Source organism: Stieleria mannarensis (genome assembly GCF_014154935.1).
Lineage (GTDB): Bacteria > Planctomycetota > Planctomycetia > Pirellulales > Pirellulaceae > Stieleria > Stieleria mannarensis.
In genome coordinates this window covers 62,421-89,030 of the sequence record NZ_JACEHH010000036.1, presented here as the reverse complement: position 1 = coordinate 89,030, position 26,610 = coordinate 62,421, and the positions used below count along the sequence as shown (strand labels likewise).

Genomic DNA, 26,610 nt, shown 5'->3' with positions numbered 1-26,610 from the left:
GCACAAAATTTAGCGTTTTGTAATTGCATCTGGGGTTCGGAAACGCTAAAAAAATAGCGCTGTGTTGTGGCTCAAGAATCGAACTGGAAGCGCGCGATGACGAACTTGACCAGTCTCTCTCGTCGTGAACGAGAGATCATGGAGATCATCTTTTCCGCCCGTGAGGCGACCGTCCATCAGGTTTGTCAGCGGCTTGATGGCAACCCCACCCCGATGGCCGTTCGCAGGATGCTGGCAATCCTGATGGAAAAAGGCCATCTGAAGCGGAAGAAAGTGGGCCGCGAATTCGTCTATTTGGCGAAGCAGTCCAAGCCCCGCGCCGGTGTGAAAGCGTTGCGGCAAGTGATCGACACGTTCTTTGAAGGATCGATCGGTGCGGCACTCGCCACACATTTGGAACGCCCGGGCAGCCGTTTAACGCAGGCGGATGTCAAACGATTGGAGCAGGTGATCGAGGACTTGAAACAAAAGGAGTCTGACAATGATTGAGCCGAACTTGATTCGATGGATGGTTGACAGTGTTGTTGGCGCAACGGTGCTGCTGCTCGTGCTTTGCTTCGCATCTGTCTTCTGGCGGAACCGATCCGCTGCGAATCGTCATGGATTGTGGGCCGGTGGGTTGATCGGATTGATGGTAGTGCCATCTGTCGTGGCTTTCGGGCCGCGGTTGGCCGTGCTGCCAAGTTTTGACGGTTTGGCCATAGAAACAAACGCGAACGATTCAGAGGAAAGCGTCAGGTTCCCTGGTGACGCGATTTCAAGTCCATGGATTGCGACCCGGGATGAACATGGCGATGAACGGAAACACTGCACCATAGATCATCAGATACACCGGTCGGGAGTGCAGCCGACGGGCCTCGATTCGGTGACGCGTTGGTCGATGCCGGCTGTGTGCCTGTTCGTCTGGATGGTGGGCAGCGCGATCGTCTCAATTCGATTGTTGATATCATTCGTTTGGCTGGCTTCGATCACGTGTCGGCGGACGGGGATTGCCCCTGCGCTGGATCGAGAGTTCAGGGCTTGCATTTCCATGATGGGAATTCACCGCCACGTCGAGTTGATGATCGCGAAATCGGATGTGATCCCGATGGCAACTGGGGTTTTGTTTCCGAAAATCGTTTTGCCCGCTGCGATGGCTTTGTCGACCACGGATAGCCGTCGGATCGTCATGATGCATGAACTGGGGCATGTTGCGCGACGGGATCCGCTGTGGCATTGTCTCGTTGAACTGGCTGGGGTTTTGTACTGGTTTCACCCACTTTACTGGTACGCCAGGCATCAATGTGCATCTCTTCGTGAGTGTGCCTGTGATGATCGTGTCTTAAACGCCGGCGTCGCATCGGATCAGTATGCACGCTGTCTACTCGCGATCGTTTCGGGGGCGTTCTTGCGTCCGATTTCTCGCAATCTGGGGGTCGCGATGGCATCAAGCGGCAGAATCGAAAAGCGAATTCGCTCGGTGATGAAGGAGAGGGTTGATCGAAGGCCGGTCGGCCGGGGAGGGATGGTGAGGGTTGTGCTCTTTATTGGCATGTGCCTGATTGGAATCGGTATGGTGGGCGCCGACGCTCCGCCGAAACAACCTGGAAGCCGACCGGTCGTTGCTGCGGGTGACGGAATGATCGGCGGTCAGCCCCGCCAATCGGGAACGGCAATCAAGGAGGAGGAAATTGATTGGAAGGTGGTCTCGGGACGCGTGCTCGATGCTGGCGGAGCACCTCTTCCAGGTGCTGCGATCTATTACTCCGTCTACTCTGACGATCTGTCGCGCAAGACGATTCAAGGACAAACGGCGGACGACGGATCATTCACTCTGCGATTTCGTGTGGTTTCCGGCGAAATACGATCACCCCTTGCCTGGTTCCATGCCGATGGGCACGCGATTCGCGGTGCATCGTTCGCCGAGTTAGTGGTTGATCAATCCAGTGCCAGCGGAGTGGAGATCCGATTGCCTCACGAACAAAAGCAATCAGTGCGGGTGTTCGATCCCGGTGGATCAGAGTTGTCTGGGGCGGTCGTTTTTCCAGAGTCGCTGCCAATTGACACTGTACGGGTGGTCGACGGAATCTGTGCGGTCGACGAACGAAGGGGGCTCGCTGGGAAGATTCCCCACTCGCTAGCCGAAAGGATTGCCGTTCGCACGGATGCAAAAGGGAAGGCTTGGATCAGTGCGATTCCGCTGAGTGGAGGCAACAGAATCGCCGTGCGATCGGATCGATTCGGGACACAGTTGTTTCGCCCGGCGGGGAACCTTCGTTTGCAGGACGTCGGGGAGATTCGCGGCCGAGTGGTGACGGATCATCCGGAACGGATCGCCGGGACCGAGTTGTCAATTCTTTCGCTATTGGGCGAAGATCCTGCGGGATATGCTCGAGTTCAGATTGATCAAACGGGGCGTTTTTATGTCCCCGCCTATCCCTCCAGTCGAAACCTGGTGCTTTACATCAACTGGGATGACGAATTGAAGTTCTTGCCGTCGATTGCAACACAAGACTTGGAGGTCCGCGCCGGCGAAGTCCTGGATCTGGAGATCCAGACCGTTCGTGCGGTGGAGGTCAGCGGACGCGTCTTGAAGGCTGATTCCCGCCAACCGGTCGGCGGGGCGAGGGTGTCGGTTCAGTCACGCGGGAGCCTTGTGACTGGTCGCAACACATTGACTGACGATCATGGCAAATTCAAGATTCATGCGTCTGCAGGCGACATCGTGCGGGTCGTGTCGATGGGCACAGACTGGTCGTTGTACGAGCGATATGAGTATCCCCGGACAGATCCGCTGACCATTTCCGACGATGCCGAGCAACTGGACTTGGCGCCGTTCCTGTTGCCGCTCAAGAGGATGACCCGGGGGCAACTGACTGATTCGTCGGGGAACCCGATTGTCGGAGCAACGGTGGTTTTCCAGCGTTCAGGCCGGCATGTCCACGGAAATCGGGCGGTCACTCAGGCCGATGGCAAGTTCGTCATGCCAATCCGAAATTGGGAATCAATTCGGTCCAATCCGTTCCTTTCTCGAATTTACCACTGGGAGATCGAGGAGGGAGAGCGAGTCGAGAACGGCATCGTGACGCCCAAGTTCGCCACGTTGCATGTGGCCGAAGACGATGATAACTACGTCCGGCTTGAGCGTCGGTAGCGAATCGGGTTGACGTTTCGGGGGCAGTGAAGTCGCGATCAACGCTCGGTTTCGTCGATCAGTTCGCCGTCGGATCGGTTTCCGAGGTGGCGGTAGACCTGTGGGTCGATGTTGTGCGTGAGGAACACGACGGCGCCGTCGGCCATGCCGAAATTGCCTCCGCCGGCGTGGTAGCTGTCGTACCCGCCGACTTCCAACGCGGTGAGTTCTTGGTTGATGTGGTCGTTGTAGCTTCGGTCGATGAACTCATCGGTGTTGCGCAACGTGGCCCGCGTGCCCGTGATCCATCCCAATGGGTCTTTGTCCCCCAGGTGTTCGCCGGTCATGATCGTGTTGGTCGTCCCGTCGGTGATCTGGGCGAAACGGAGCGAGCTGTTTAAGAAGAAGATGCCGTTGTTGTCGTCATCGATCGGGGCTTCGACGTCGTGATAGCAGCCGGCGTAGTCTGACGTGCCGACGCGGTTCAGCCCATCGCTGCCGAACATCGTTGGATTGGAGGGGCAGCGAAAGGTCGGAATTCCGTAGGAGCGGACTTCGGCGTTTTCGGGGCTGTAGGCACTTTTGCTAAGGTCCAGTTTTGCGAATGCGCCTTGCTGTTCGATGTAGGGCAAGATGCGTGCCATCCATCCGATGTGGTTGCCGGCGTTTTCTTCGTTGCGAATCGGGCCTTCGTCGTCGGTCACTCCGTCGGGCAAATGTTCCATGGAGAATTCATAGTGATGAACTGCCAGGCTGACCTGCACCATATTGTTGCTGCAGGACATTCGGCGTGCGGCTTCACGTGCGGCTTGGACGGCCGGCAACAACAAACCGACCAGGACTCCGATGATCGCGATCACGACGAGGAGTTCGACAAGGGTAAACGCGTTTCGTTTCATTGGACTTCGCTCGTTGAGTAAACGTAGGATTGGGTGGTGATGTTCGGGGCGCGACCGAGTTTGGCGGTCACGGTGGTTTGATCGGCGTTGACGGAAATCGTGACGATCGCGTCGGCGTCTTGTCCGGCAAAGGACAACGTGGGTTGCCACGTTTCACCTGTGTAGTCGGGGGCTTGTTTGGTTCGGATTGCCGCCCGCAGAATCCCCGCGTCCAACAACCGCTGGGTTTGATGCAGTTGCAGGCGGAGACGCGTTTCACGCCGCGCGGCCAAGGCATCTTTGGCGATCAATCCGATCAACGATGCGACGACGACCAGGCAAGCCAGGACACCGACCATCAGCGTGCCGCGTCGTCGTCGTGGCGGGTACCTCATGATTCGATGTCTCCGTTTTGATGACGTAGTCGCAAGCCGATCGACGTCCGCAGCGATCGCCAGAGCGGGACTTCGGACGCGTCAAAGGGCGTGGCCGATTTGACGTCCAGCTGGATCTCGTTTTCGGATTCCGATCGTTTCAGCGACACAGTCCGCGGGCGTTTGAAGCGATACGATTCATTGCGGACGACGGCGTCCTGTTTGGTTTCGGTGCGTGTGACGGATTGATCGGCGATCGCGTAGACGACGTCGTTGCCACCGACGATGGATAGTTGCAGCGTCTGGCCGGAGGTGTCGCTGGTTTGCAGGTCCGCCTCGCGGGCGACATGCAAATCGCTGCGGAGTTGCCGGCTGAGATGGAAAAAGGTTTGGTCATCCATGCGGCGATGTCGGGCGACGCTGGACCAGTCGAATGCGTGATGCACCAGCGAGATCGCAACGGTCATGACGGTGCCGCCCAGTGCGATCGCGATCGAGAGTTCACGAAGTGTGAACCCACGCCGGGTTTGGCGTCCGTGGCGATGCAAACTCATTGTTCGTCCTCCTGGTCACCCGCTGCGGGATCCGGGGTGTCGGTGGAATCGGGCGCGGGTGAAGTCGCCTCGGGGAACGGATTGATCCAGGCGACCAGCCGAACCGGTGGCGGCGCACCGACTCGGGTCCAGTCGATCGACAACTCGATGCGTTTTCCGTCTTGGTCGTCGATCGTCGCTGCTTCGATTCTTGCGTCGTACAGGACGTTTTGAATTTCGGGTGACAACGTCAGGTTTTCCAACGCCCGGGCGCGTTGCTGGGACGGCATCGCAATCAGACGATCCATTTGCCCCTGCAGTTCGTCGGCGGCAAACTGTTGATGCTGGGTTTGTTTCCAGATGCGTGCCGAACGAATCACCATCGGGACGGCGACCGACAGCATGACCAGCGTGACGCCGGCTGCGATCAGGGTCTCCAGCAGGACCAGGCCTTTCGGCCTGTGGCGAGTTCGCTGGGGGGGGCGAGAATGATTCATTGATGTCGGTGAGTTAGGCGAGTGAATGGACCAGGTTGGTCAGGGTTTGCATGACGGCGATCGTGATCCAGCCGACGAACAGTCCGAGCAGAATGATCGGGACGTGTTGCAATGTGCGGGCCAACAATTCGGCTTTGCGATCGGCGCGTCGTCGTTTCTGCATCGCCAACGTGTTGAGGGTCCAGGCCCGCAGTGGCAAGGCGTTGATCTTGCCGATCTGGGTGGCTTGGTCGCCGTCGATCAATCTTTGTCGGGCCAATTGAGCCCAAACGTCGTCATCGTTTTGAGCTTCGGTGCGGGCCCGTAGCAATCGTTTGCGGTAGCTGCGGTCCGGGTGGAACTGTGCCGCCGCGGTTAAGGTCGGTGCGATGGGTAGGCTCTGGGCGGTCGGGATCGCCAACAGACGCAGCAGTCCGGCGGATTGTCGCTCCGCCGCAGTCGGCAGCATTCTGCCCAGCGGCGAATAGCGGATTCTGCGCCGCACGTCTTCAAACAGCAGCAAGATCCCGCAGGGCAGGGCAAACAGAAAGACGAAGGTCAGTGTGGCGGAGAAGGTATCGCCGAATTCGACAACGGCCAACATCAACGGCGGCAACTCCAACGCGAATTCTTCGAACATGTCTTCGATGATCGGGACGATGAAAAGCATCAAGAACGAACCGACCAGGAGGGCAAAGCAGAGCACGGCGAGCACATAGCCGAGGGTGCCGCGGATGACTTCACCGACCGACGATTGGTCCTCCACGTCGCTGCGTTCCAGGAGCGATGCAAAGGTTTCGTCGAGCGTTCGGGTTTCGATCGCACACTGAATGGCCAACGTGTCGTCGTCGTCCAAGGCACCGGGCGTGTGCACGAGCGCCGCGCCGATCGAACTGCCGGCGGCGATCCAGTGATAAAGCAGCATCAGCTTTTTGCCGTAGCGGCCACGATGTTCGGCGGCCAAATTCTGGATCAGCAGTTTCGGGTCCAGGCGTTGCGAGTGGGCGAGCGCGAGAATCCGCAGCAACGCGTGCTGCTTGCTGCGCGTCGTATTGCCGACCAACCCGCTGGGAAGGATCGATTGAACAGGCCCGGTGATGAAATTGAACATGGCGGCGATTACGAGGAGAGGGCCGAAACCAGGCTGACCATCGGTGAAAACAAGGCCAGCACCAGAAAACCGATCATCAAGCCGACGCCAATGACCGTGACTTGCCCCAGCACAAAGGCGACCCAGTCTCGGCGGCGAATCGACAATTCGCGGTAATTGGTGGCCAGTTCGCGAAGCATGGTCGTGTTGGGTGTCGATTCGATACGCCCGGCGGACTGGCTGGCAGGGTTGAGCGCGAACAGGAAGTTCGGCGGGCAAACCATCGCGGCACGTGTGCGATGCAGATTTCCGGCGTCATGGCCAGCTTGAATCGCAAGGTCGCCGACCAGGCTTCTGATGGTCACCTCGGAAGCGGACTCCGCGGCGATTTTGAGCGCGCGATCGAGTGCGATGCCTTCATCGAGCAACTCGGCCACTTGTAACGAAATTTTCGCCAGCGACTGTCGGATCGTCGGGCCGTCGATCCTGGGGGCGAGCAGTTTTGTTTTCAGGGCACCGTCGCCGATCCAGAGCCACAACCCGCCGGCCAGGCTGGCGAGAAACGCGATCAGCAATGCGACGGTGACCAACGGCTGTGCGTTGACTGCTCTGGAGATGTTGATCAACGCTTCGGTGGTCGCCGGCAACCGCAGCCCGAACTCGCGATACATCTCGTCAAAGGTCGGAACCAGAATTGCGATCACCGCAATCATCAAGGTGGCCGCGATCGCCAACAGCACGACCGGATAGGCGATAGTGCGGATCTTTTTGGTTCGCAGGCCGTGCTGAAACGCGGATTGTTCCAGCATCGCGGTCAACGCATCGGTCGTTGCCGCGGATGATTGAAGCGTCAGCAGCCAACAATGTTCTGGATAGTGGGCGACCAAATGCGCCGAGGAGACGTTGCGGTCCAGATCGACGGCGAGTTGACGCAGCGTGTTTCGCGTCCAAGCCCCGGGGATCTCTTCGGCGATGTCGCGCAACTGTTTGGGCAGGTCCTTTCGCACCATGCGGACCTGGTCGATGCGATCGTAGAGCGACTTCATCGGAACCAGTGTTTCGGCTCCGCCGGCAGCACCGCCCTTGGACTGGATCTTCATCGATTCAACGCCTCCATCGAGCTTTCATGTTGCAAGATGGCGATCCAGGGCAGGAACGTTGCCAGTGCATAGCCCAGCACCAGCAGCGCCGCGATCAAAAGGCCGACGTAGCCAGGTGTTTTGGAAAAGAAGGCGTGGCGACGGTCATCGGCCAGAAAATGGTAGAACCGAGCCAAACGTCCGAGCGCCCGCGGCCGTGAGGGTGGGGTTCCGTCGCGGACAATACTTTCGGCGATCGGTCGGACGGGCAGCTGGGGCGAAACACTGGTGCCGGCCAACGAGAGCGCCGTTTCCGGTTCGACACCCGATCCGACCAGTACGGCCAAGCGGCGCGATTGTGATTCGGCCGCCAGCCACCGCGCGTACTGGGAACTGCCCGGAACGAGATTCAGCAGCGGGCCGGCGGCCAGTTTTCGCCAGACCCACCAGGTTGCGATCATCACGAACGGGAAGCCGACAACCCACAGGGGCATCGCCTCGCGGACCGCGATCAACCACCGCGAGACACCACTGGGCGTCAGACCCTGCTGGGTGTATTGGGCTTGGATGTGGGGAACCGAAAACGTACACAAGATAATCATCCCGATGTACGCCAGGGCCGCAACGATCAGCGGCTCCGTGATCGCCTGACGGAGCGGGGTGGCCGCCGCGTCGCGATCCAAGTTTTGGATCGCAATCGATTCAAAGATCGGAACCGGATCATCGGACTCCAGCAGCATGCGGGCGATCGCCCGGTAGCGATCGGGCAACGCGTGTCGCTCAAGCAATGCGTCCGGCGCGAGGTCGCGGCCGACGTCACTGAGCAATCGGTCATTGATTTCACGAAGCCGCTCGGCGGTGTCGCCGCCGAGCCCAAAATCCAGCGGGATGTTCAGATGCAAGATCGCGATCGCTTGTTGGTTCAACGAAAGCAGTCGTGCAGCGGTGGTGTCGGACATGAAACAGCTTGCCGGCGGCGGAAACGATCATCAGGGCAAAGGGCTGATGCGCCGGGGCTGTCGATTTGTCTGACCGGATGAAGAAAAACGTGGAGATTCTCCGCGGGGGGGAAGTGGATCCTGGCCAGAGCGAGGCCGGGGTAGCGAAACTCGCCAAGAGTTTCGCTTCACCTGCGGCCCGCCGAAAGTCTTGGCGACTTCCGCTACGATCCAGAGACGCTTGCGATGCCAGCGCGCCCTACTGGACCGGTACCAACCGGCTGGACTTGCCCATTCGCCCGTTGGCGGCCGACGCGCTGTGATCCAACAGGAACGGCCCGACGCTGCGGTCAAAATGGTGCAGCAGCACGGTCGAGTCATCGGGTTGGTGACGTTTGGCAGGCGTGAAGTCGCCATCGTAGCGAACGCCGGTCGAAAGTCGAAACTCGTTCAGTTGGCCGACGAAGGACCGCGTCGCGTTGCCGCCATGGTCCGGGTCGGCACCCAAGTACAGCGGCAATCGGTTCGATTTACGACTGCCGGTGGCGGATTTGGATGCGACCCGTTTGCCGTCGACATACAGCACGACGTGGTTGCCGTCGTAGACGCCGGCTAAGTGAGACCATTGGTTCAGTGGCAAGGCTTCTTTGCCGATCGCCGACACATAGCGGCCGCCCAGATGCACGTCGAACTGGACGACGCCGTGGTCAGAGAAAAACGCATACTCCGAGCTTTGCGTCTTGGCGATGATCGCGTCGAAACCTTTGTGTTGTGTCGGTTTGATCCAGGTTTCGATCGTGAAAGGGCCGGCGGGCAAGTCGAACGCGTCGTCGTTGATCGCGATCGCAGAGGCTTCGTCGCTGACCAACAGGGCCTGATCGGAGGCCGTAGCAAAATAGTCGGCCGGGACTTGGTCTAATCGAATCTCGATCGGAACGTCGGTCGGCGGCAAGTCGACGGCGGCCTTGTCGCCCAGGTAACGCATCGCGACGGTGACGGCCGGGTTGGCGCTGCCGACGTCGCCGGTTGCATCGCGTCGGATCAGAAACTCGACCGTTTGGCTGGCTTCGGAATCGAGCGTGATGTGTTGGTGATCGAGTGTGGACAACCACCCGCTTTGCAGTGTTTCACGCGACATCAGCAGCGTCACTTCGACGGGGTGCTCGGCCGGGTTGGTGACGTTCAACTTGACGGTCCCGCGGGCCGAACCGTCGACGGACAACCGCACCGGTTTGGAAACCTGCTTCGGGCGAATCGACCGGGCCAGTTCCAGTTCTTTCAAGAATTCCGGCGTGAATTGCTTGGGATCGAACACCGCACCAACCGGCAGTGAGGAGACGGTGATGCGTTTGGGGCGCACGGTGACGATGTTGAAGTGGTGCAGATGGCCGGCGCCGGGGATCGGGGTGTCATTGGGGATGTGTCCGCCGGTGGTCGCCAACGCATAGTACTCGATGCCGTCTTTGACGCCGTCGTATCGCATCTTGTGGATATGCCCGGCAAACACGGCCGATACATTGCCCGCGTCGGCCAGACGTTGGTGCACGTCGTCCCAGTTGGAACCGGTGTACCCGCCGCCGATCCAGCGTGGATGATGCAGAAACACGAACACGTGATCTTGATCGGACAGGTCCTTCAGGGCTTTGTCAAGAAAGTCCAACTGTTGTTGACTCATTTGTTGCAGCGCCCCGGCGTTGAACGCTTTCAAGTTGGTCGACGGATCGCCTTCGTCGCTGTACAGGACGATGAAGCCGGCGTTCTTGTGGCGGAACGAATACCAGAGCGGTCCGAAGTGTTTTTCATAGTTGGATTCATGGTGTCCCGGCGGTGCCGGGTTTTCGCCGCGCCAATAGATGTCATGGTTTCCGGCGACCGGAAACCAACGCATCTTTAGGCGGTTCATGATCGCTTTGTATTCGTCGGCTTGCGTCAGCCACTCGGGGGTTTCGTTGTAGCCTTGGATCAAGTCGCCGACCGTCATGACCAGATCGGGGTCCAATAAATTCGTATCGGCGACGGCTTGCTCCAGCACTTTCAGCCCGGCCGGGACGCCGCCGGTTCGGTCGCCGTAGACGATGAACTGGAACCCGTCTTCGGCCACCGTCGGCGCGATGACCTTCGCCGTCGATCGCGTCGTCAAAACGCTCGGGGGTGTGTCGTGTTTGTGTGGGAGACCGCCGGCGGTTTCGTGAGCCAGTGAGACGGCGGAACTAAAAAGGCTAGCGGCAACGAACAGCGTGACGCGGATGGATAGATTCATGGATGCAATCGGGTCGGGGTGGGCGAGTGAGGTGGGAAACGGTTTCCGACTCACCTGTCGGTTGAGTCGGTCATTAGAACGCGGGGAGGAGATCGGGAAACGCCTGTCGGCAAAACTAAACGGAACCTTCATTCCCTTCATCGGGACCGTCGAGCACACGAAAGACTTCGGCCAGGGGGATGGAAAGCCCCGGCAACACGTCTTCGCCGTCGAGCGTCTGGGTTTCATCGAGCACGGCGTAGTCGGTCATCGATCGCCAGATGGCGACGCTGCGTTGGACGGGATCGACGATCCAAATCAGTTTTACTCCGCGGGCGAAGTAGTCGCGGCGCTTGTTGGTCATCTCCGTTCGCGTGTTGCCCTCGCTGACCACCTCGACGACCAGATCGGGGACGACCGCGGGAAAGGCTTCGATGGGGACCTTGCGATCGGGAAGACGTTCCCACGAGGTGAACGCGACGTCGGGGCCACGGACCAGATTCGGAGCCAAGCGGAAAAAACCATCGGCGCCGGAAACAACTCCGAGTTGATTCTTCCGTACGAGTTGGTTGAGCAGTTCAATGAACACGGCGGCAATCAAAGACTCTCGATATCCCATCGCCCGCTCCACCAGATAGCCGTCGATCAATTCACATAGATTTCCGTTTCGGTGCGATTCGCTTAGTTCATCCGGGCCGGCAGGGGTAGCGCATCCGGCACGCAGCCGATCGGCGGCGATTCCACCTAGATCTGTCAGCACATCGGCGATACGACTGGCGACGGACAGGTTTGCCGGCGGAAGGGCAGAGGAAGCGTCTTCCGGTGCCGCTTTGGCAGGCGGCGAACCTGTGACGGCGGGGTGGATCGGCGGCGATGGATCGGAATTCCGTGCGGTGCTCATGCCACCAGTTTAGTCCGGACGAACGCCGGGCGGCAAACGAGCTGCCGCCGGTCCTGCAAAGGGGTGTACGAGGTCCTTTTTAGGTCGTCGCGCAGAGCCCCACGGGCGCGTCCAGAAGGGCCATCGTACGTCCATCAGTCCAGCTCAATCGTGTCCATGACTTGATAGGTGGGGCCGGCCTTGTCCAGAAAGCTGGCCATCAGGTGGACTTCGTCGACGACCATTTCGCCAAACGGCGTGTCTGCCAGATCGCTGATCGCGGCGACCAATTCCTCGCCGGCCCGCCGCGAATTGCTGCGCGTGCGTCCGAGGGTCAGGTGCGGCGTGTAGTCGCGCGGTTCGGGTTTGAATCCCAAGTCGGCGAGCTGTTTTTCCAGGCCGGCGACCAGCTGGACCAGATTGCCGGTCGGATCATCGACACCGACATACAGGATGCGTGGTTTTTCGGCGTTGGGAAAACCGCCGGTGCCTGCAAAACGTAATTCGAACGGTTCGATCGGATCGGTCACTCGGCGAATCGCTTTGCACACGTCGGGGATTTCGACATTGTCGACTTCGCCGAGGAATTTCAGCGTCAGGTGAAAGTTGTCGATCGGCACCCACTTGAAACCCTGGTCAAGCGGCTTGAGTCGTTTCATGATCTTGCCGGCCGCCGCAGTCACAGCGGGAGGGACCGGAATGGAGATGAAGGAGCGGATCGTTTGCATGAATCCAACGCGTGTCTTTACACTTGATTAACGAAATGAAACCTTTTGTGCCCCCACCGTTCAAACCCGACCTGCTGATGCGTGGCGGGCATTTGCAGACGCTTGCGTCGCTGCGGGCGCCGGCCGAGCAGCTCGCGCCGGTGCATCAGCACGTCGTCGAGTTGCCCGACGGGGACGCCATTGTGCTGCATGAAAACGCGGCGGTCGATGGTGGGCAATCCGGCCCGGCGGTGGTGCTGTTTCACGGTTTGAGCGGATGCCACGGATCGCCGTACATGGTTCGGTTGACGATGCGGTTGGTCTCGCTGGGATGGACGGTGTACCGCGTCGACATGCGGGGCTGTGGTGCGGCCAGGGATTTGGCGCGACAGCTGAGCCATGCCGGCCGCAGCGACGACGTGTTGGCGGCGATCGATTTTGTCGCGCGGCGTCATCCCGCCACGGCACTGTCCGCGGTTGGCGTGTCGTTGGGCGGAAACCAGTTGCTGCGTCTGGCCGGCCGGATCGGCGCCGGGCTGGACGCGCGTCCGGAGTGGTTTGACCGCTTGGACCGGATCGCGGTTGTTGCCCCCCCGATCGACCTGATCCGATGCAGCGCGAACATGCAGCGACTCTCTCGGCGATTGTACAACTACTACTTCATCCGCACGCTGTTTGAACGCATCGCACCGGCGGTCCGTGATCGCCAGCAGTTTCAAGAAATCGCCTCGCTCGGTCGTCCCAAAACCCTGTTGGAGTTGGACGATCGATTGACGGCCCCGTTGAGCGGTTTTCAGGGGGCGTCGGAGTATTACCAACAGTGTGGGGCGATCCACGTCACCGAGTCCAACCCCGTGAAAACCTTGGTTCTGGCGGCCAAGGATGACCCGATTGTCCCCGTTGATTGCTTCACCACCGCCCGCTGGCCGGAGCAAACACAGTTGGTTTTGACCGCGACCGGGGGGCATGCAGGATTCGTCGCCCGGCGGCGGAGCCATTGGATGGACGATTGTTTGGTCGCTTGGCTGAATCGACTTTGATTGTGCCGTCATTCTTCGTGTAAGCTACTCTCTGGGGAGATCGAGATTTGAGTCGTATGGGACTGAGGCATATCCGATGGCTGGTGATTACCACGGCTGGGACCAGGAGGGCGAACGATGGCGTTTCGCGGACACCGTGGGGCGCCCCAAGAATGAGACGGTGTTTTTGATCGAGGATTTCGGCGAACCGACGTCCGCCCGTCAGGCGCTTTCGGCGATCATGTCCGCGATGGCTCAATTCAAGCAACGTGTCCAAGTCGTCCAGACCGACCGCAACGACCGATTGATCAAGAAGCTCAAAGAGGCGTCGCTGTTGAGGGTGGCTGACATCAAGGTCGGCGACACGCAGCAATGGGGTGTGCTGGGCGTGCAGACCCGAAAGCCGACTCCGAAACGTTCGAAATGGAAGTTCTGGGCATCGTAGTGTTCTGTCACAGCTTGGTTTTTCGGTAGCGGAACTCGCCAAGGGTTTCGCATTGGCGCGACGACGCCATGCCGGGGGCCGAAAGCCTGGGCGGCTTCCGCTACGACGCGATTCCGAAATCTGAGCTGCGGCGGAGTATTCGTACGCACGCCACTTCATCATCGGGGGAAAAACGTTGGTCCGGCCGTCATCCGATTCGACGCATCGCGTGCCGGCCAGTCGCACGCCCCAGAAGGTATCGCCGAAGGTGCCGCTGACGGTCGCGACCGTCGTTGCCTTGATCACCCTGGGTGTCACTCTCCAGCCGCTAGCCGAACTGGAATCGTCGGCGACGTGGTCTTCAACGACGCCATCTAATTCCCGCCCGGCAGTGTCCGACGAAACCGCCAAGCGTGTCGCTCGGGCGCGGTTCTATGACACCGAAGTCTTGCCATTGATCGCCGAGGTCGACGCGTTGAATCAAGCGACGGCCGATCGCTGTCTTCATCGCATCGATCGAATCCTGCGGCGGTACCATGCCGGTGTCGAACCGTTTGTCGCCGACATGACCAGCCTGTCGACGCGGCTGGGCGTGCTGAAGCGGATGCCCGGCGGATGGTGGACCAGCGACGGGCGAGTCGAAGCCTATGTGCAAGAAAAATTCGAGACGCATTTGTTTTCCGAACAGACGCTGTTGGATGACATCTCCGGCGCGTTGCTGCAATTCCGCAGGGACATCGACGCGAACCAGACGCTGATGCTGACGCGAGTTCAGGCGGCATTGTCGACGTCCGATTTGCCCGACGTTTCGCTGGAACAACATGATGCATTTTTTCGAGAATTATCGACCGAGCTGGGAAGCTATGCGGCCGGACAGGGAGCGACCAGTGTGGAGAACATGCTGGGCGCATTGGTGCTCGGCGAAGTCGGCGCGTTTGCCGCCCGGTCGGTGGTCGCCGGTTTGCTGGTCCGGTTCGCACCCTCGGTCGCGATCAGCTCGGCGGCCGGTGCGAGTGCGACCGTGGGAGCCTCGGCGACCGGTGCCGGTGGCGGATCGATCGGCGGGCCGGTCGGCGCGGTGGTCGGTTTTGGGGCGGGATTGGCGATCGGGCTGGTGATCGACTGGTGGATGACCGAACAATTCGAAACGGAATTGACTGGCCAAATGCACGTCTACCTGAATGATCTGGAGGCGGCGCTGATTTCCGGTGGGGAGTCGGGTTCGGCGGGGACGACAAATGAAAAGGGCGCCGTCGAGTCGGCATCCGGGCTCAAGCACGCCTTGCCACAATTGTGCGGCCAACTGCGTGATGCGTATCGTGATCGTTTTTATCAGCAAATTGTCGACGGAGAATCGTCGTGATCGTTCCTACCAACCGTCGTTTGACGTTTCTGTTACTCGCCATGTCGGTGGTCATCGGCGCGATCGAGTCGCCTGTCGCCCAGGCCGCATCGCTGCCGGGCGTGATGTCAGGGACAGCGGTCGCTCGCGCGATCATGAAGTACTTTGGCAAGGAAGGCACCGAGGAGGCGACAGAGTACTTGGCGCGGCAAGGCGGGCGTGAGCTGGCCGAACGGGTCGGGGCGGCGGCGGTTCGCGAAGGCGGCCAGGAGGCGGCCGAGCAAGTCAGCCGCCTAGCCAGCAAGTATGGGCCCGAGGCGCTTTCCGCATTGGACAACGCGCCCGAGTTGGCGCCGCTGTTGGCCGCGTTGGATGAATTGCCCGAGTCGCAGGTGCGTGGCGCGTTGGCCCGTCTGTCGGCCGGATCCGCCGGACGCGAACTCGCCCAAACCGTTGGCCGCGTGGGGGTGTCGGCACTGAAAAGTGAGTTGAAACATCCCGGCGTGGGAGGCATGCTGGCGCGGACACTGGGCGATGACGGCGCGGAACTGGCGACCAAGCTGACCAGCGATCAAGCCATCGCCGTCGGGCGGCACGCCGATGATCTGGCCGCACTGCCCTCGGCGCCTCGCCAAGGTGTGCTGGCACTCCTGCGAAACGATACCGAACGGATGGTCGCCTTCATGGGCCGGTTCGCCGCGGATAACCCCGGCAAAACATTGTTCACCGCCGCGACGACCACCATCGTTCTGGCGGAATCCGAACGGATTCTCGGCGGTGACGAAATCGTCTTTGATGCCGAAGGCAACCCCATCGTCGTCAGCAAGGCCGGCATCGCGGGACGCACGATGAAGGCCGGCGGAGAGGCGATCGCACATGTTTCGGTCAATTATCTCCAACCGTTGCTACTGACCGTGATCGCGTTTGTCGTGACCTTTGCCACGCTGTTTCTGTTGCTGAAATTGTGGCACGCCCATCAACGCGAAAAGTTGGTGACCGAGGGGATGTTGAGGGAACCGGAGACGATCGAGGGATCGGTGGTGGAGAAGAAGGCAGAATGATGGGGGAATGCCAGCGGGAAGCGTAAGCGAGCGGCCACGCTCGATAGGGAGAAGGCAAAACGATGAGGAGAGAGAGGCAGAATGATACGGGGCAGAATGATGTGGGAATGCCAGCGGGAAGCGTAAGCGAGCGTCCCGCGCTCGATAGGGAGACGGCAAAACGATGGAGAGAGGCAGAATGACGGGAAGGTAGCGGAGCGTGGCGGCGCTTGTTCGGATTTATCACTCACCCACAGTCCCGTTCTTCATCATTCTGCCCCGTATCATTCTGTCTCCCCGCTCACCCATGGCTTTCAAACCCCGTCACCGCACCTCTTTGAATTCGCCGTTGCTCGGTTCGCTCAGGTTTCTTAGGAACGTGGCCATCAGCGGTTCGACGGCGATCGCGATCGTGTTGATCGTCACGTTGTGGACTTCGTTGCGGCGAAGGATGTCCAGCAAGATGGCCGAGGGATTGACGATTTGTCCGGCCGTCGGTTCGCCATCGGTCAACAAGAACACCGCCTCCAATTGCGGGTCAAAATTGAGCGATTGTCGCAGTGCGGCGTAGGTGTTGGTCGAGCGGCCGGCGGACAGGTATTCGACAAACCGCGTTGCGTTGCGTTTGTTTTCTTCGCTCGCTGGGACAAGCTCCTCGCGCCACGCACGGACTTCGTTATCGAACACCAGGATCCCGAATTCGCATTGTTCATCCAGGCCGTTGATCGCCGTGATCAATTCCATTTTGGCGCGTTGGATGCGGGCGCGGCCGCCGACGACCGTCCGCATGCTGCCGCTGCGGTCGATCACGAACAGCAAGCGTTTGGCAAAGATGTCGATGCCGTAATAGTGTGACGGTTTCAGCCGTTTTTCGCGGGCGTAGGAGGCGGCGGATTTGCTCGGTTGCAGCCCCATCCGCTCGGGCAGCGGCATCGCCGGTTTGCCATCTTGGCTGAGAATTTCGTTTGCTTTGGCCAAGTCGTCTGGTTCGGGGGAATCATTCTCAGGCGACAAACCGACCAATCCCCGCCAGGTTTGGAATCGTTCCTTGTCACCTCCGAAGTCGTCTTCGCTGACGTCTTGAAACTCCTGGTCCAATCGGTGGGCCAGCTGTCCATCGACGCGATCAAACAGTTTGGCCAGGCCTTCCCAGGCTGCGGGGTGGTTCATTTGCTTCAATCCTCGCGCGAGCGTGAATCGAAACCCGTAACTGTTTTCAAAGTGGTCTGATTCGATCAGGCCGATCAGGTCCTCGATCGCGGCGTGATGTTGGTTCTTGCTCAAGGTTCCGATCGCCGCCATCGCCCAAGTGACGCGGTCGCACGGGAGCAAATCGACAAGGGCCTGTGTCGCTTCGGGGCGATCGATCGTTCCGACGAAATCGATCATCATTCGCACGCCACCGGGAAGTTCGGGTTGTCCCAGTTTTTCGGCGCGATCGAAGCGGGCATCCTTGCGGAGTGTTTCCAAGGCGTCGACGATGATCGGTAACGCGTACAAGCGACTCTGAAAGTCACTCGGGATGGACTGCAGGGCCACGACACGTGCCTGGTCGTGTCGGCCGATCAGCAGCCGCCGGAACCGGGCTTCATTTCGATCTGCCGCCGCAGCGATTGGCGGAAAGATCGCCAGCATCGCCGTCAGGGCCACCACGAACGAGAGGACGTGCCGACGCGCAACAGGGTGAATCGTCGTCGCTGGACCGGGTGTCATGGAGACGTTCTCCGCTGGAAGGATCGCCCAGAAGCGAGAGGCAGGATGTGTTCGCAAACGTGTCCATCCTACCGCCTCGGACACCCCAGGGTAAAGCGCGGCCGCGGCGGGGGACCAGCTTTCGCCGGCCGTTTTCGCTGTCTTGAGTACGACAGCCCCTTCCGGGCTGTCGCGGTTCGCTGCGAGGGAGGAAGTTTGTATTACTGAGCAATTTGACAGCCACCTGAGATTCTCTCTCTCAGGGAGAGACGGCGTTTGCGCAGCAAGCAAACGCCAGAGAGGGCCCGCGGCTTGCGAACGTCTTGGCGACTTCCGCTACGATCGAATCAGCCACCTATACAATCGAGGTCCCAAGCGGCGATACGAGTCGCCTGAAGGAACCGTCCACTTTTGGACTGAGGCAAATCGCGACAGATCCGAAGAATCTGGCCGATCGGGTGTGAGGTCGACTGCGGAGGGTGTGCGACGTTCTTTCTAGGTCGTCACGCCGAGCCCCACGAGAGACAGCCCGAAAGGGCCATCGTACATCAGAAAAACGATCGCCCTAAGCTGGACGGTCCGTCAAGACGAGACACCAGCGCGCGCTAGGAACCCTCTGATTCAATCTCCAGCGTCACCGGGGCGTCGAGCGCGGCGGGGGAGGTTCTGCCGGTCGTTAGCGTGATGACCAATTGATTGGCCGACTGCAAGCTGGCGGTGATGTCAATGCGGATCGGGCCGGTCGCCTTCGATGGGTGAACAGACTGGTGGACGAGCGCGTCGTTGATCCGGATCTCAATCGATTCGGCGGTGTGGTGCGGGAGGGACAGCCAGACGACGTCGGCGGGCGTCAGACCGGTCGGTCGGTTGAAGGCTCGTCGGTAGCTGATGACCGAACCGTCGGTTGTGGTCGGCGGCTGGGTGTCGGGGACATCGACCTTCTGCGGAGGGGAATGTGGGTCGAGGGACCGCAACCAGGGACGGCGAAGGCGAATTGTGTGCACGGGCTTAATAGGAAACGGGGCTCAACGGGAAACGGATTCAAGGGGGGAAGGATGGTGACGGGAAGGACTGAAAAAGCGGGCCAGAAGAATGGCTGACCCGGCGGGGAAAGAGGTCGGAGGGGCAGGAAAGAAAAAACCGCTGGTGAATTGTCACCAGCGGTTTCGTTCTTTGGAAGGGATCGGATCTGACGATCAGAAGATGGATCCGATGATTTGGTCGATCGCGTTACGGTAGTCCTCGAATTCGTCTTCGACCAAGTCCTCGCTGGTTTCGACGAAGTCAAAGTCGTCCATGCCGCCGAAGAATCGCACGCCAAGTCCGTCGCTGGTGACGACAAATTGATCCAAGTTCAATCGAGCCGACTTCACTTTCCCGTCGGCCGCGTCGATGATCGTCAGCAGTGCGGCGTCACGGGCATCGTTGAGCACGACTTCGGCGAACTCGGGGTCGAAGCCTTCACCGGCAACAAACATCCGTTGAGTGCCGTCGGCGTTCAGGTGGACCGAGCCACCGCCCAAGCCCTCGGGCAGACTGGAGGTGTCAATGATGCCGGCATCGATGTAGGACTTGGCCAGCAGGTCCAACCGCTGCTGGACGCCAACCAATCCGATCGCGTCGAGCGTGGGGCCGGATGCCGAGGCACCACCGGCATCGCTGATCACGATTTGGCCGCGGGTGCTGCCGGTGAAGTGGACCGAGTCGGGGACGTCATACTCGACGACGTAGGTTCCCGGGAAGAGGCCGGTGAAGGAGTAAGCACCGTCCATGTCGGTCAGGACTGACTTGACCAGTGTCTCGCCTGAGGAGGTGACTTCGTGCAGGCGGATGGTCACGCCGGCGAGTCCTTTTTCGTCGGCATCTTTCACGCCGTTGCGAACCGGTGCCGCGCCGCCGCGGACCGCCTCGCTGTTTTCGATGTGGTCGATGAACAGCTGGCCCGAGATGGTCGACGGGACGATGGTCTGGCCGATGATGGTGACCGTTGCGGTTCGCGGGGCAGAGTTGCCGTTGTCGTCGCTGACGTTGTAATCGACGATGACGACGGCCGATTCGCCATCCTCCAGGTCGACATAGGCCGACGGGTCGACCAACAGGCGATTGTTGGCCGCGTCGATCGTCACTCCGCGTGCATCACCGCTGCGGACGGTCGCTTCGGTGACCGAGAGCGGGTCGCCGTTGGGGTCGCTGGACCCTTCGAGCAGATCGATCGTTTGGGCGGCGTCACTTTCATTCAGCGTTACAGCGATGTCCGGGCCGGGGATCGGCGTATCGGCACCACCGGTGATCGTGACGGTCGCCGTTTGATTCAGAGTGGCCGTACCGTCGGTGACTTCATAGGTGAATACGATTTCGACCGACTCGCCCTCTTCCAAGCTGCTGTAGGCCGAGGTGTCGATGCTCAGGTCGGCACCGTTGCGGGTGATGCCGCTGTCGTCACCGGTCACGTTGACGTTCTCAACCGTTAGCACGTCGTTGGTGTCGGGGTCGCTGGCACCGAGCAGCAACGACAGTGCCTGGGTACCGGCGTCTTCGCTGTAGGTTTCATCGATCGGGCCGGCGAGAACCGGTGCATCGTTGACGCCCGTGACGGTGATGGTCGCCGTTTGGGCGGCGGTACCGCCGTTGCCATCGGCGACGTCGTAGTTCACCGTGATGACTTCGTTTTCGGTCGCAGCCAAGCCGTTGAAGAAGTTGGGGTCGAAGGTCAGCGTGGTGTCATTGACCAGCGTGAATGCGGACGAGCTGCCGCTGAAGGTCAGGCTTTCGGCAACCAGCGTGTCGCCGGTGTCCGGATCGGCCGCGCCGGTGAGCAGATTCAGGGACTGGGCCGAGTCGTCTTCGGTCACCGTCAACTCGATCGGGTCGCCGACGGTCGGGGCGTCGTTGACACCGGTGATGGTGATCGTCGCCGACTGGGCGGTCGTCCCGCCGTTGCCGTCGATCAGGTTGTAGTCATAAATGATGACTTCTGATTGGCCGACCGGTAACGAATTGTACGCCGAAGGATCAATCGTCAACCCGCTCGCGCCGTTGGCGGAGATGCCGCTGTCATCGCCGGAGCGGAGGGTCAGGCCGTCGACCGAGACGCTATCGCCGTTGTCCGGATCCGAGGCTCCGTCGAGCAGATCGACGTTCGTGCTGGCGTCATCTTCGGTGACCGTGACCGACACCGCGGCGTCCGCCTCGGGGGCGTCGTTGGCACCGTTGATGGTGATGGTCGCCGAGTGCGCGACGCGTCCGCCTTCGCCGTCGATGACGTCATAGTTGTAGGTCACCGTTTCGGTGTCCGTGGCGGCCAAGGCGTTGTAGGCGGCCGGCGAAATCGACAGCGTGTTGCCGTTCCGCGTAATTCCGGCGAGGTCTCCGGTGGTCACGATCGTCGCCGCGTCGACACTGAGCGTGTCTTCGGTGTCCACGTCGGTGACGTTGGTCAACAGATCCAGCGTGGTGTCGGCGTCGTCTTCGGAGACCGTCAGGGTGACGGGATCGCCGGCGACCGGGTCACTGTTGGGGGTGTCGCCGTTGATGGTCACGCTGACGGTTGCCGTGTCGGTCCCGCCGTTGCCGTCGGAGACTTCGAACTGGTACGTCACCGTGACGCTTTCGCCATCTTCCAATGCCGAGTAGGCTCCCGGATTGACCACCAGCTGGTTGTTGGCCGCATCGGGGGTGACGCCGGTGGTGTCATCGCTTCCGATTTGGGTGATGTCAGAGATGCTGAGCGTGTCCCCATCGGGATCAGTCGCGTTTTGCAGCAGGTCGATGTTGAACTGGGCGTCAAACTCGTCGTTGGTGGTTGAGATGTCGGCGCCCGCATCGGGGGCGTCATTGGCACCGTTGACGGTCAGCGAGAGCGTTTGGCTGACGCTTCCGCCCCTGCCGTCGATGATGTTGAAGGTCGCGGTGATGACCTCCGTGGTGTTGACCTGCAAACTGTTGTAGGCCGACGGGGTGATCGTGATCGTGTTGCCGTTGAGTGCGACGCCCGAGGTGTCGCCACCGGTGAAGTTGAACGCATCGACCGACAGCGTGTCGCCGTCGATGTCATTGGCCCCGGTCAGCAAGCTGGGCATGGACACACCGTCGTCTTCGCTGACGGAGATCTCCAACGGAACCGGCGAAACGGTCGGCGGGTTGTTGACCGCCACAGCACCGGTGCTGATCGTCACGCGGGCGTCGTCATCGAGCAGGATCAGGTCCTCGGTGACGACATCGTTGCTGCCGTACAGCGTCAACGGGTCGACGCCTTCACCGGGATTGACATCGATGATCAGCGGGTTGGAATCCGAAAGTTCCGCATTCAAAAAGACTTCGATGCGGAACACATCCACCGTGTCCGGCATCAAGCCGCCGTTGACATCGCGGATTCCGTTGGGGAACGCGCCGCCGACGCCACCGATGTCGGTGAATCCGGTCGCACCGTCAAACGAGCCGCGGTTGAGCAGGTTGTAGAATTCCTGATTGTTCGGCAGCGTGCGGCTTCGCGCGTCCAGGTTGAATCGCACGGCGGCCGAATTCGGTGTCGTGCCATCGGCTTCCAGCGGAGCAAACTCGCGGAATTCGATCGGGACCGCGTTGTCAAAGTTGGGCGTGAAGGTCAGGTCGGCAATATCCATGTTGCCGAATTCGTCGGCGCTATAGAAGATCTCGAAACCCAGGTCCTCACCGTCTTCGCCCTTGAGTGCGGTCGGTTCGGTGATCTCAAAACTGCCCAGCGGCATGCCGAAGGTGTTGACCAACGCGTCGCCCAAGGCTGCGGAGAATCCACCTTGGATCTGGGCGATGGTGATGTCCACCGTGTCGGTGGTGCCTTCACGACCGACGGTGACGAACCCGGATTGGGTCTGACGAATCGCACTGTCGATGATGATCTGTTGGGCTTCACGCAACACCGGCTGCAGAATTCCACCCGTGCTGACGCCCAGGTCGGGGAAGACCGAGAACGCGCCCTTGTCGTCGCCGAACGTTCGCAGGTCATCGTAGGAGACTTCCAGATAGAACGAATTGTCGATGCCGACGCCCGGGGCCTGGACGACGCCGTTGCTGACCGGCAGCAAGTTGTCGTCCTCGTCACGTGCGCTCAACATCAATTCGACCAACTCGCCCAGTTGCTCGCCGCGGGCCAACGCGTTGATCACGCTCAACGCATCGCTGGGCGTCACATTGCCGTCGGCGTTGACGTCCACCTTCCGGCCGGCAAACTCATCCGCGGAGCTGCCCGACACTTGTTCGCCGCTGGCGGCATTGGTCGTCGCCAAATAGTTGATCACACCCAAGGCGTCACTGGGCGAGATCTGAAGGTCTTGGTTGACGTCGAAACCGTTCCAGTAGTTGTGGGCGGGCTGTAAGTCGCCCGCCAGCAGTTGACGCTGTTCAAGTGCTTGAGTGGTCAGTCGTCGGTTCATTTCGCCACCGCGAGGATGCTTGGTGGCTCGGCGCTTCTGGGATCGTTCCGCACTGGAGGCGTGCAAACGGCGGCGGAGCAACTGACGCAGGCTTTTCATCTGGGGTTCCGGAAAGATGAAGTAGAACGTGGATTGCCGGTGACTGGGGGTTCGGTCAAATGGCGATTCGGAGGAGTCGGATTCTGCAGGCACAGAGCCCGGATATTCGCAGACAAGAAGGGGCTAAAAGCTCTCCAGCCTGAATATTGGCCCTATCTTATTTCCCTTTCCCGCTTTATCAACGTTTCGATTTGATGGGATTTTGGGCCGATCGGTTTGGGATGTTAGACCGCGACCAGGCTGCAAAGTTCCAGTAATTCCGATCAAAACAGTTGTCCGGGATCGGGGTGGGTCACGAAACCGCTCTCGATTTCGCCGACATCACGAAGAAAACCCGATAAAGGACGCTCAAAACCCGTGTTTGCCCCGGTTTCGTCGAGCTGCTGAACATCCGCCTCGCTGGGACTATCGGATCGGAGATTGCCAGGACTTTGATCCGATGTCCGTTGACCCGCAGAGTTCAACATTTTCCGGTCGGCATGATTTGAAGTGATGTTCCAGTCAGAATCGGCGTGCGGAAGATGAGGGCCGAAAACGCGGTCCACGGCCGCTGCAGTGGGTGGTTGGGTAGGCCAGTCGGACTGGGTTGGGTTAGATGTTCGGTTTGAATCGGATGTTTGGGGGGGCTGGGTGGAATTGTTGGAGATCAATTCGCCTTCGCCTTCGGTGACGCGTTGGATCGCATTGATGACACGCAGCGCATCGATCGCGCTGACGGTTCCGTCGTTATTGACGTCGACATCAAATCCGCTGGTTTCGTCGGCTCCCAGAGTGCGATTTCCCGATCGTCCCAAGTCGTTGATGACGATCAACGCGTCACGAATGGAGACATCTTGATCGCCGTCGACATCGCCCGGCAGTGCAGCGTTGTATCGGGGACTGTCGACGCGCTGTGCGGCGACCGCCAGCGGCGCGAGCGTTCCGGCAGCGATTTGAAACGACACCGGCTGGGTGGGGAATTGATAAATCAGATTCGGCGAGATGATTTCGACGGCGTAATCACCGTCGGGCAGGCCGTCGACAGAGAATGCGCCGTCGTGACCGAGCGAAACCAGAGCGGCCTGGCCGAATTCGATCCCCGAGACCAGGATTTCGGTTTCGGCGTGGCCATAGACCACGACGCGTGTGATGCGTCCCAGGGAATCTTCGATGACCAGTTTCTGTCCGTCACCGGCGGGCACCAAGTCGCTGGTCACCCGGTCGATGCGATTGCCTTGGGAATCATAGACATCGACGCGGGCATAGCTGCCGCTTTCGAGCCCATAGCTGCCGGTGCCGAGTCCGAGCACATCGATTTCCACGCGTCCGGTCGAGTCGGCAGCGTTGATGGCCAGTCGGGTCGTTGTGTTCCAGGTGTCGATCCATTGGTCGGCCGCGTTGTCAAAGTAGTGAAAGACTGGTCCGTCGTGCGGGCCGGTGGTCGCCGGCAGTGCGGCGACGCGTCCGTCGGCATCGCCGCCGACGCCGCTGAGTGTGATGTCGCTGGGCGTGGTCACCACGCCCGCGGGCAGCGTGTCGGCCTGAATCGAGTGATAAAGCAGGTCGGATCCGTTGCCGAGACGAACGATGAATTGGGTGCCGGCGAGCAAGGTTTCGTCGCTGTCACGCTGTCCATCGGTGTTTTGATCCAGGTACGCATACCCGCCGCCGATGCCGGACCACACGGGCGTCCATCGATCGCCGGTCAAGACGGCGCTGGTGATGCCGGTGTCGGAGTCGATCGCCCGCCAAGCGATTTGATCGAAGGGCGATTCGATTGAGATTTGCAGGTCGAATTCAACGCGTGTCGCATCGGGCGACAATGCGGTTTGCCAATTGCCGTTATCGAGTCGGTATTGCAGCTCGCTAATCCGAGCGAGCGTGATGTCACTTTGCATGCCGGCGGAGTTTTGATTGGCCAGCGTGTCGACGGCGGCGGATCCGCGGAACGAGTAGACACCGGTTTCCACGTCGTAGGAACCGATCGCATCGAGCTGGAGCGGGACGTCGGCAAGATCAAAGATGCCGTCGCCGTCGCTGTCGCGCCAGCCGATCATCGCCAGCGTCGATTCGGGGGAAACCAAGTTGTCGAACGCACGGGTGACGACGACGCCGCCCCGCATGATGCTGTCCTCTTGTTCAAATCCCGGGGTCGGGTTGTCCGAGGCGTTCAGGTTTTGCGCGTTGTAGTAGCCCCGTTGGTCGGTCCAGCTGCCGGCGCCGGGGTATTCATCACGGGCCCAAAAGATGTGTCCCATTTCGTGGGTGAAGGTCGAAGTGGGGCGATGCGACGGGACCACCATGAACAGTCCGCCGGGATAGGCAAACGCCCCGATGAAACCACCGCTCTCGAAGAAACCGTCTTCGTCGTCGGAGGAATCGACGACGAACATGGTGAACGCCCAATCGGTTTGATGGGCTTGTCGCTGTGAATCGTTGAACAGCGCGACGGCGCGTTCGATCGAGGGTGCGTCGCCATAGCCCAGCTCGGTCAGCCAATTGCCGACGTAGTTTTTGAATTTTAGGCTGCTGTTGTCGATCGGTTCGTATCCGGTGGGAACCGGATTTCGGGCATAGTGATCGTCGATCACGAAATCCAGCGTGTGGACCGACGTTTGCGTCGCCAGCAGGTCGCTCCACCAATCCACGCTGTCACGGATCTTGGCCAGCGTGTCGTCGATTTCCGTTTCGGTCCAATCCTGTGTCTCCGGATCGATCGAGCCGTCACTTTCGAAGAACACCGGCGTCACGGTGACGGTGCCGAGCATGAACTCGCCGGTGTCGACCGGGGTGGCGCCGAAGGGCAAGTCACTGGCCAGCAACCGGCGCTCTTCCATTTTCTGGAGGGCTAATCGCCGTCGCCGCCGAGGGCGATTGGGAAGGGCAGCGCGTCGTCGGGATCGGCTGGTCGTTGCACGGTTCATCAGCGGCTCAAATACTCACGCCGGACTCGTCAGGTCCCGGGCTCTTCTCAATGGTGGGGAAATCTCGTGGCCTTTGCGTGGACAGCCCTAACGGGTGGCTGTGGCGAAGCACTGGGGTTCACGTCCCGATGCTAATCGGCTGCCCCGCCAATCATGCGGTGGCTCCCCAATCATAGGTCAGAATGCTCGCGAGTCCGGTCGCGGGCTGACGGATTGTATCGGCTTGATGGGCTGCAACGCGCCTCTGAAAATCAGACGATTTGCGGCAGCCGATCGTTCGAATTATTTCGTCGAGTTTTTGCGTTTTTCTAAGTTCGGAAGCACCTCCGGATCACCTCTCGACCCTCCCTGCCAGGGAGGGTGAATTCGCAAAA

At 60.2% G+C, this 26,610-nt stretch carries 20 protein-coding genes and 1 pseudogene; 7 read left to right on the top strand and 14 right to left on the bottom strand.

Features of this window, described 5'->3' with window-relative positions; genetic code table 11:
* The first annotated feature begins 96 nt into the window (after window positions 1–96).
* The 3 genes and pseudogenes from H1B37_RS22520 (at window position 97) to H1B37_RS34020 (ending at window position 3,133) form a co-directional block, all read left to right on the top strand.
* A complete protein-coding gene (locus H1B37_RS22520) occupies window positions 97–489 on the top strand; it encodes a BlaI/MecI/CopY family transcriptional regulator (RefSeq protein ID WP_147871416.1) in 393 nt (130 codons plus the stop codon).
* Window positions 482–1,396, top strand: a pseudogene (locus H1B37_RS34495) (M56 family metallopeptidase); the annotation flags it as partial. The gene H1B37_RS22520 and the pseudogene H1B37_RS34495, both read left to right, overlap by 8 nt.
* A 156-nt stretch (window positions 1,397–1,552) precedes the next feature.
* Entirely contained in the window at window positions 1,553–3,133 is a 1,581-nt protein-coding gene (locus tag H1B37_RS34020; RefSeq protein ID WP_286178045.1) for a hypothetical protein, read from the top strand.
* A gap of 38 nt (window positions 3,134–3,171) precedes the next feature.
* Here H1B37_RS34020 and H1B37_RS22510 read toward each other — a convergent pair whose 3' ends face one another.
* From H1B37_RS22510 to thpR, 10 genes are all read right to left on the bottom strand, one after another.
* Entirely contained in the window at window positions 3,172–4,011 is an 840-nt protein-coding gene (locus H1B37_RS22510; protein WP_182869003.1) for a DUF1559 domain-containing protein, read from the bottom strand.
* Complete coding sequence (locus tag H1B37_RS22505; protein ID WP_182869001.1) at window positions 4,008–4,385, bottom strand: hypothetical protein; 378 nt, start codon at window positions 4,383–4,385, stop codon at window positions 4,008–4,010. The genes H1B37_RS22510 and H1B37_RS22505 overlap by 4 nt, the downstream gene beginning before the upstream one ends.
* Complete coding sequence (locus H1B37_RS22500; protein ID WP_182869000.1) at window positions 4,382–4,918, bottom strand: pilus assembly FimT family protein; 537 nt, start codon at window positions 4,916–4,918, stop codon at window positions 4,382–4,384. The genes H1B37_RS22505 and H1B37_RS22500 overlap by 4 nt, the downstream gene beginning before the upstream one ends.
* The gene (locus tag H1B37_RS22495) at window positions 4,915–5,394 is read right to left on the bottom strand and encodes a type IV pilus modification PilV family protein (protein ID WP_182868998.1); all 480 of its coding nucleotides are present in this window, start codon (window positions 5,392–5,394) and stop codon (window positions 4,915–4,917) included. Before H1B37_RS22495 ends, H1B37_RS22500 begins: the two co-directional genes overlap by 4 nt.
* A 13-nt stretch (window positions 5,395–5,407) precedes the next feature.
* A complete protein-coding gene (locus H1B37_RS22490) occupies window positions 5,408–6,484 on the bottom strand; it encodes a type II secretion system F family protein (RefSeq protein ID WP_182868996.1) in 1,077 nt (358 codons plus the stop codon).
* A gap of 8 nt (window positions 6,485–6,492) precedes the next feature.
* A complete protein-coding gene (locus tag H1B37_RS22485) occupies window positions 6,493–7,563 on the bottom strand; it encodes a type II secretion system F family protein (RefSeq protein ID WP_182868995.1) in 1,071 nt (356 codons plus the stop codon).
* A complete protein-coding gene (locus H1B37_RS22480; RefSeq protein WP_182868993.1) occupies window positions 7,560–8,501 on the bottom strand; it encodes a type II secretion system F family protein in 942 nt (313 codons plus the stop codon). Before H1B37_RS22480 ends, H1B37_RS22485 begins: the two co-directional genes overlap by 4 nt.
* Window positions 8,502–8,739: 238 nt before the next feature.
* The gene (locus H1B37_RS22475; protein ID WP_182868992.1) at window positions 8,740–10,740 is read right to left on the bottom strand and encodes a LamG-like jellyroll fold domain-containing protein; all 2,001 of its coding nucleotides are present in this window, start codon (window positions 10,738–10,740) and stop codon (window positions 8,740–8,742) included.
* Between the two features lie 115 nt (window positions 10,741–10,855).
* The gene (locus H1B37_RS22470; protein WP_182868990.1) at window positions 10,856–11,620 is read right to left on the bottom strand and encodes a Uma2 family endonuclease; all 765 of its coding nucleotides are present in this window, start codon (window positions 11,618–11,620) and stop codon (window positions 10,856–10,858) included.
* A gap of 134 nt (window positions 11,621–11,754) precedes the next feature.
* Complete coding sequence (thpR, locus tag H1B37_RS22465; RefSeq protein ID WP_182868989.1) at window positions 11,755–12,327, bottom strand: RNA 2',3'-cyclic phosphodiesterase; 573 nt, start codon at window positions 12,325–12,327, stop codon at window positions 11,755–11,757.
* 35 nt (window positions 12,328–12,362) lie between these two features.
* Between thpR and H1B37_RS22460 the strand changes: the two genes are divergently transcribed.
* The 4 genes from H1B37_RS22460 (at window position 12,363) to H1B37_RS22445 (ending at window position 16,152) form a co-directional block, all read left to right on the top strand.
* Window positions 12,363–13,346 carry a YheT family hydrolase gene (locus H1B37_RS22460; RefSeq protein ID WP_182868987.1) on the top strand — a complete coding sequence of 328 codons (984 nt, stop codon included), beginning with the start codon at window positions 12,363–12,365 and terminating at the stop codon, window positions 13,344–13,346.
* Window positions 13,347–13,422: 76 nt separating this feature from the next.
* Window positions 13,423–13,770: a hypothetical protein gene (locus tag H1B37_RS22455; protein WP_182868985.1), complete on the top strand. Its 348-nt coding sequence runs from the start codon at window positions 13,423–13,425 to the stop codon at window positions 13,768–13,770.
* 175 nt (window positions 13,771–13,945) lie between these two features.
* Window positions 13,946–15,112: a hypothetical protein gene (locus H1B37_RS22450; RefSeq protein WP_220498323.1), complete on the top strand. Its 1,167-nt coding sequence runs from the start codon at window positions 13,946–13,948 to the stop codon at window positions 15,110–15,112.
* A complete protein-coding gene (locus H1B37_RS22445) occupies window positions 15,109–16,152 on the top strand; it encodes a hypothetical protein (protein ID WP_182868981.1) in 1,044 nt (347 codons plus the stop codon). The genes H1B37_RS22450 and H1B37_RS22445 overlap by 4 nt, the downstream gene beginning before the upstream one ends.
* A gap of 303 nt (window positions 16,153–16,455) precedes the next feature.
* Here the strand turns inward: H1B37_RS22445 and H1B37_RS22440 are convergent, their stop codons facing one another.
* From H1B37_RS22440 to H1B37_RS22425, 4 genes are all read right to left on the bottom strand, one after another.
* On the bottom strand, window positions 16,456–17,844 hold the full coding sequence (locus tag H1B37_RS22440; protein WP_182868979.1) for a VWA domain-containing protein: 1,389 nt from the start codon (window positions 17,842–17,844) through the stop codon (window positions 16,456–16,458).
* 584 nt (window positions 17,845–18,428) lie between these two features.
* The gene (locus tag H1B37_RS22435) at window positions 18,429–18,827 is read right to left on the bottom strand and encodes a hypothetical protein (protein WP_182868977.1); all 399 of its coding nucleotides are present in this window, start codon (window positions 18,825–18,827) and stop codon (window positions 18,429–18,431) included.
* 192 nt (window positions 18,828–19,019) lie between these two features.
* On the bottom strand, window positions 19,020–23,333 hold the full coding sequence (locus tag H1B37_RS22430; protein WP_182868975.1) for a cadherin-like domain-containing protein: 4,314 nt from the start codon (window positions 23,331–23,333) through the stop codon (window positions 19,020–19,022).
* A gap of 263 nt (window positions 23,334–23,596) precedes the next feature.
* Window positions 23,597–26,149 (bottom strand): dockerin type I domain-containing protein, encoded by a 2,553-nt coding sequence (locus H1B37_RS22425; RefSeq protein ID WP_286178044.1) that lies wholly within the window; start codon window positions 26,147–26,149, stop codon window positions 23,597–23,599.
* Window positions 26,150–26,610 lie beyond the last annotated feature (461 nt).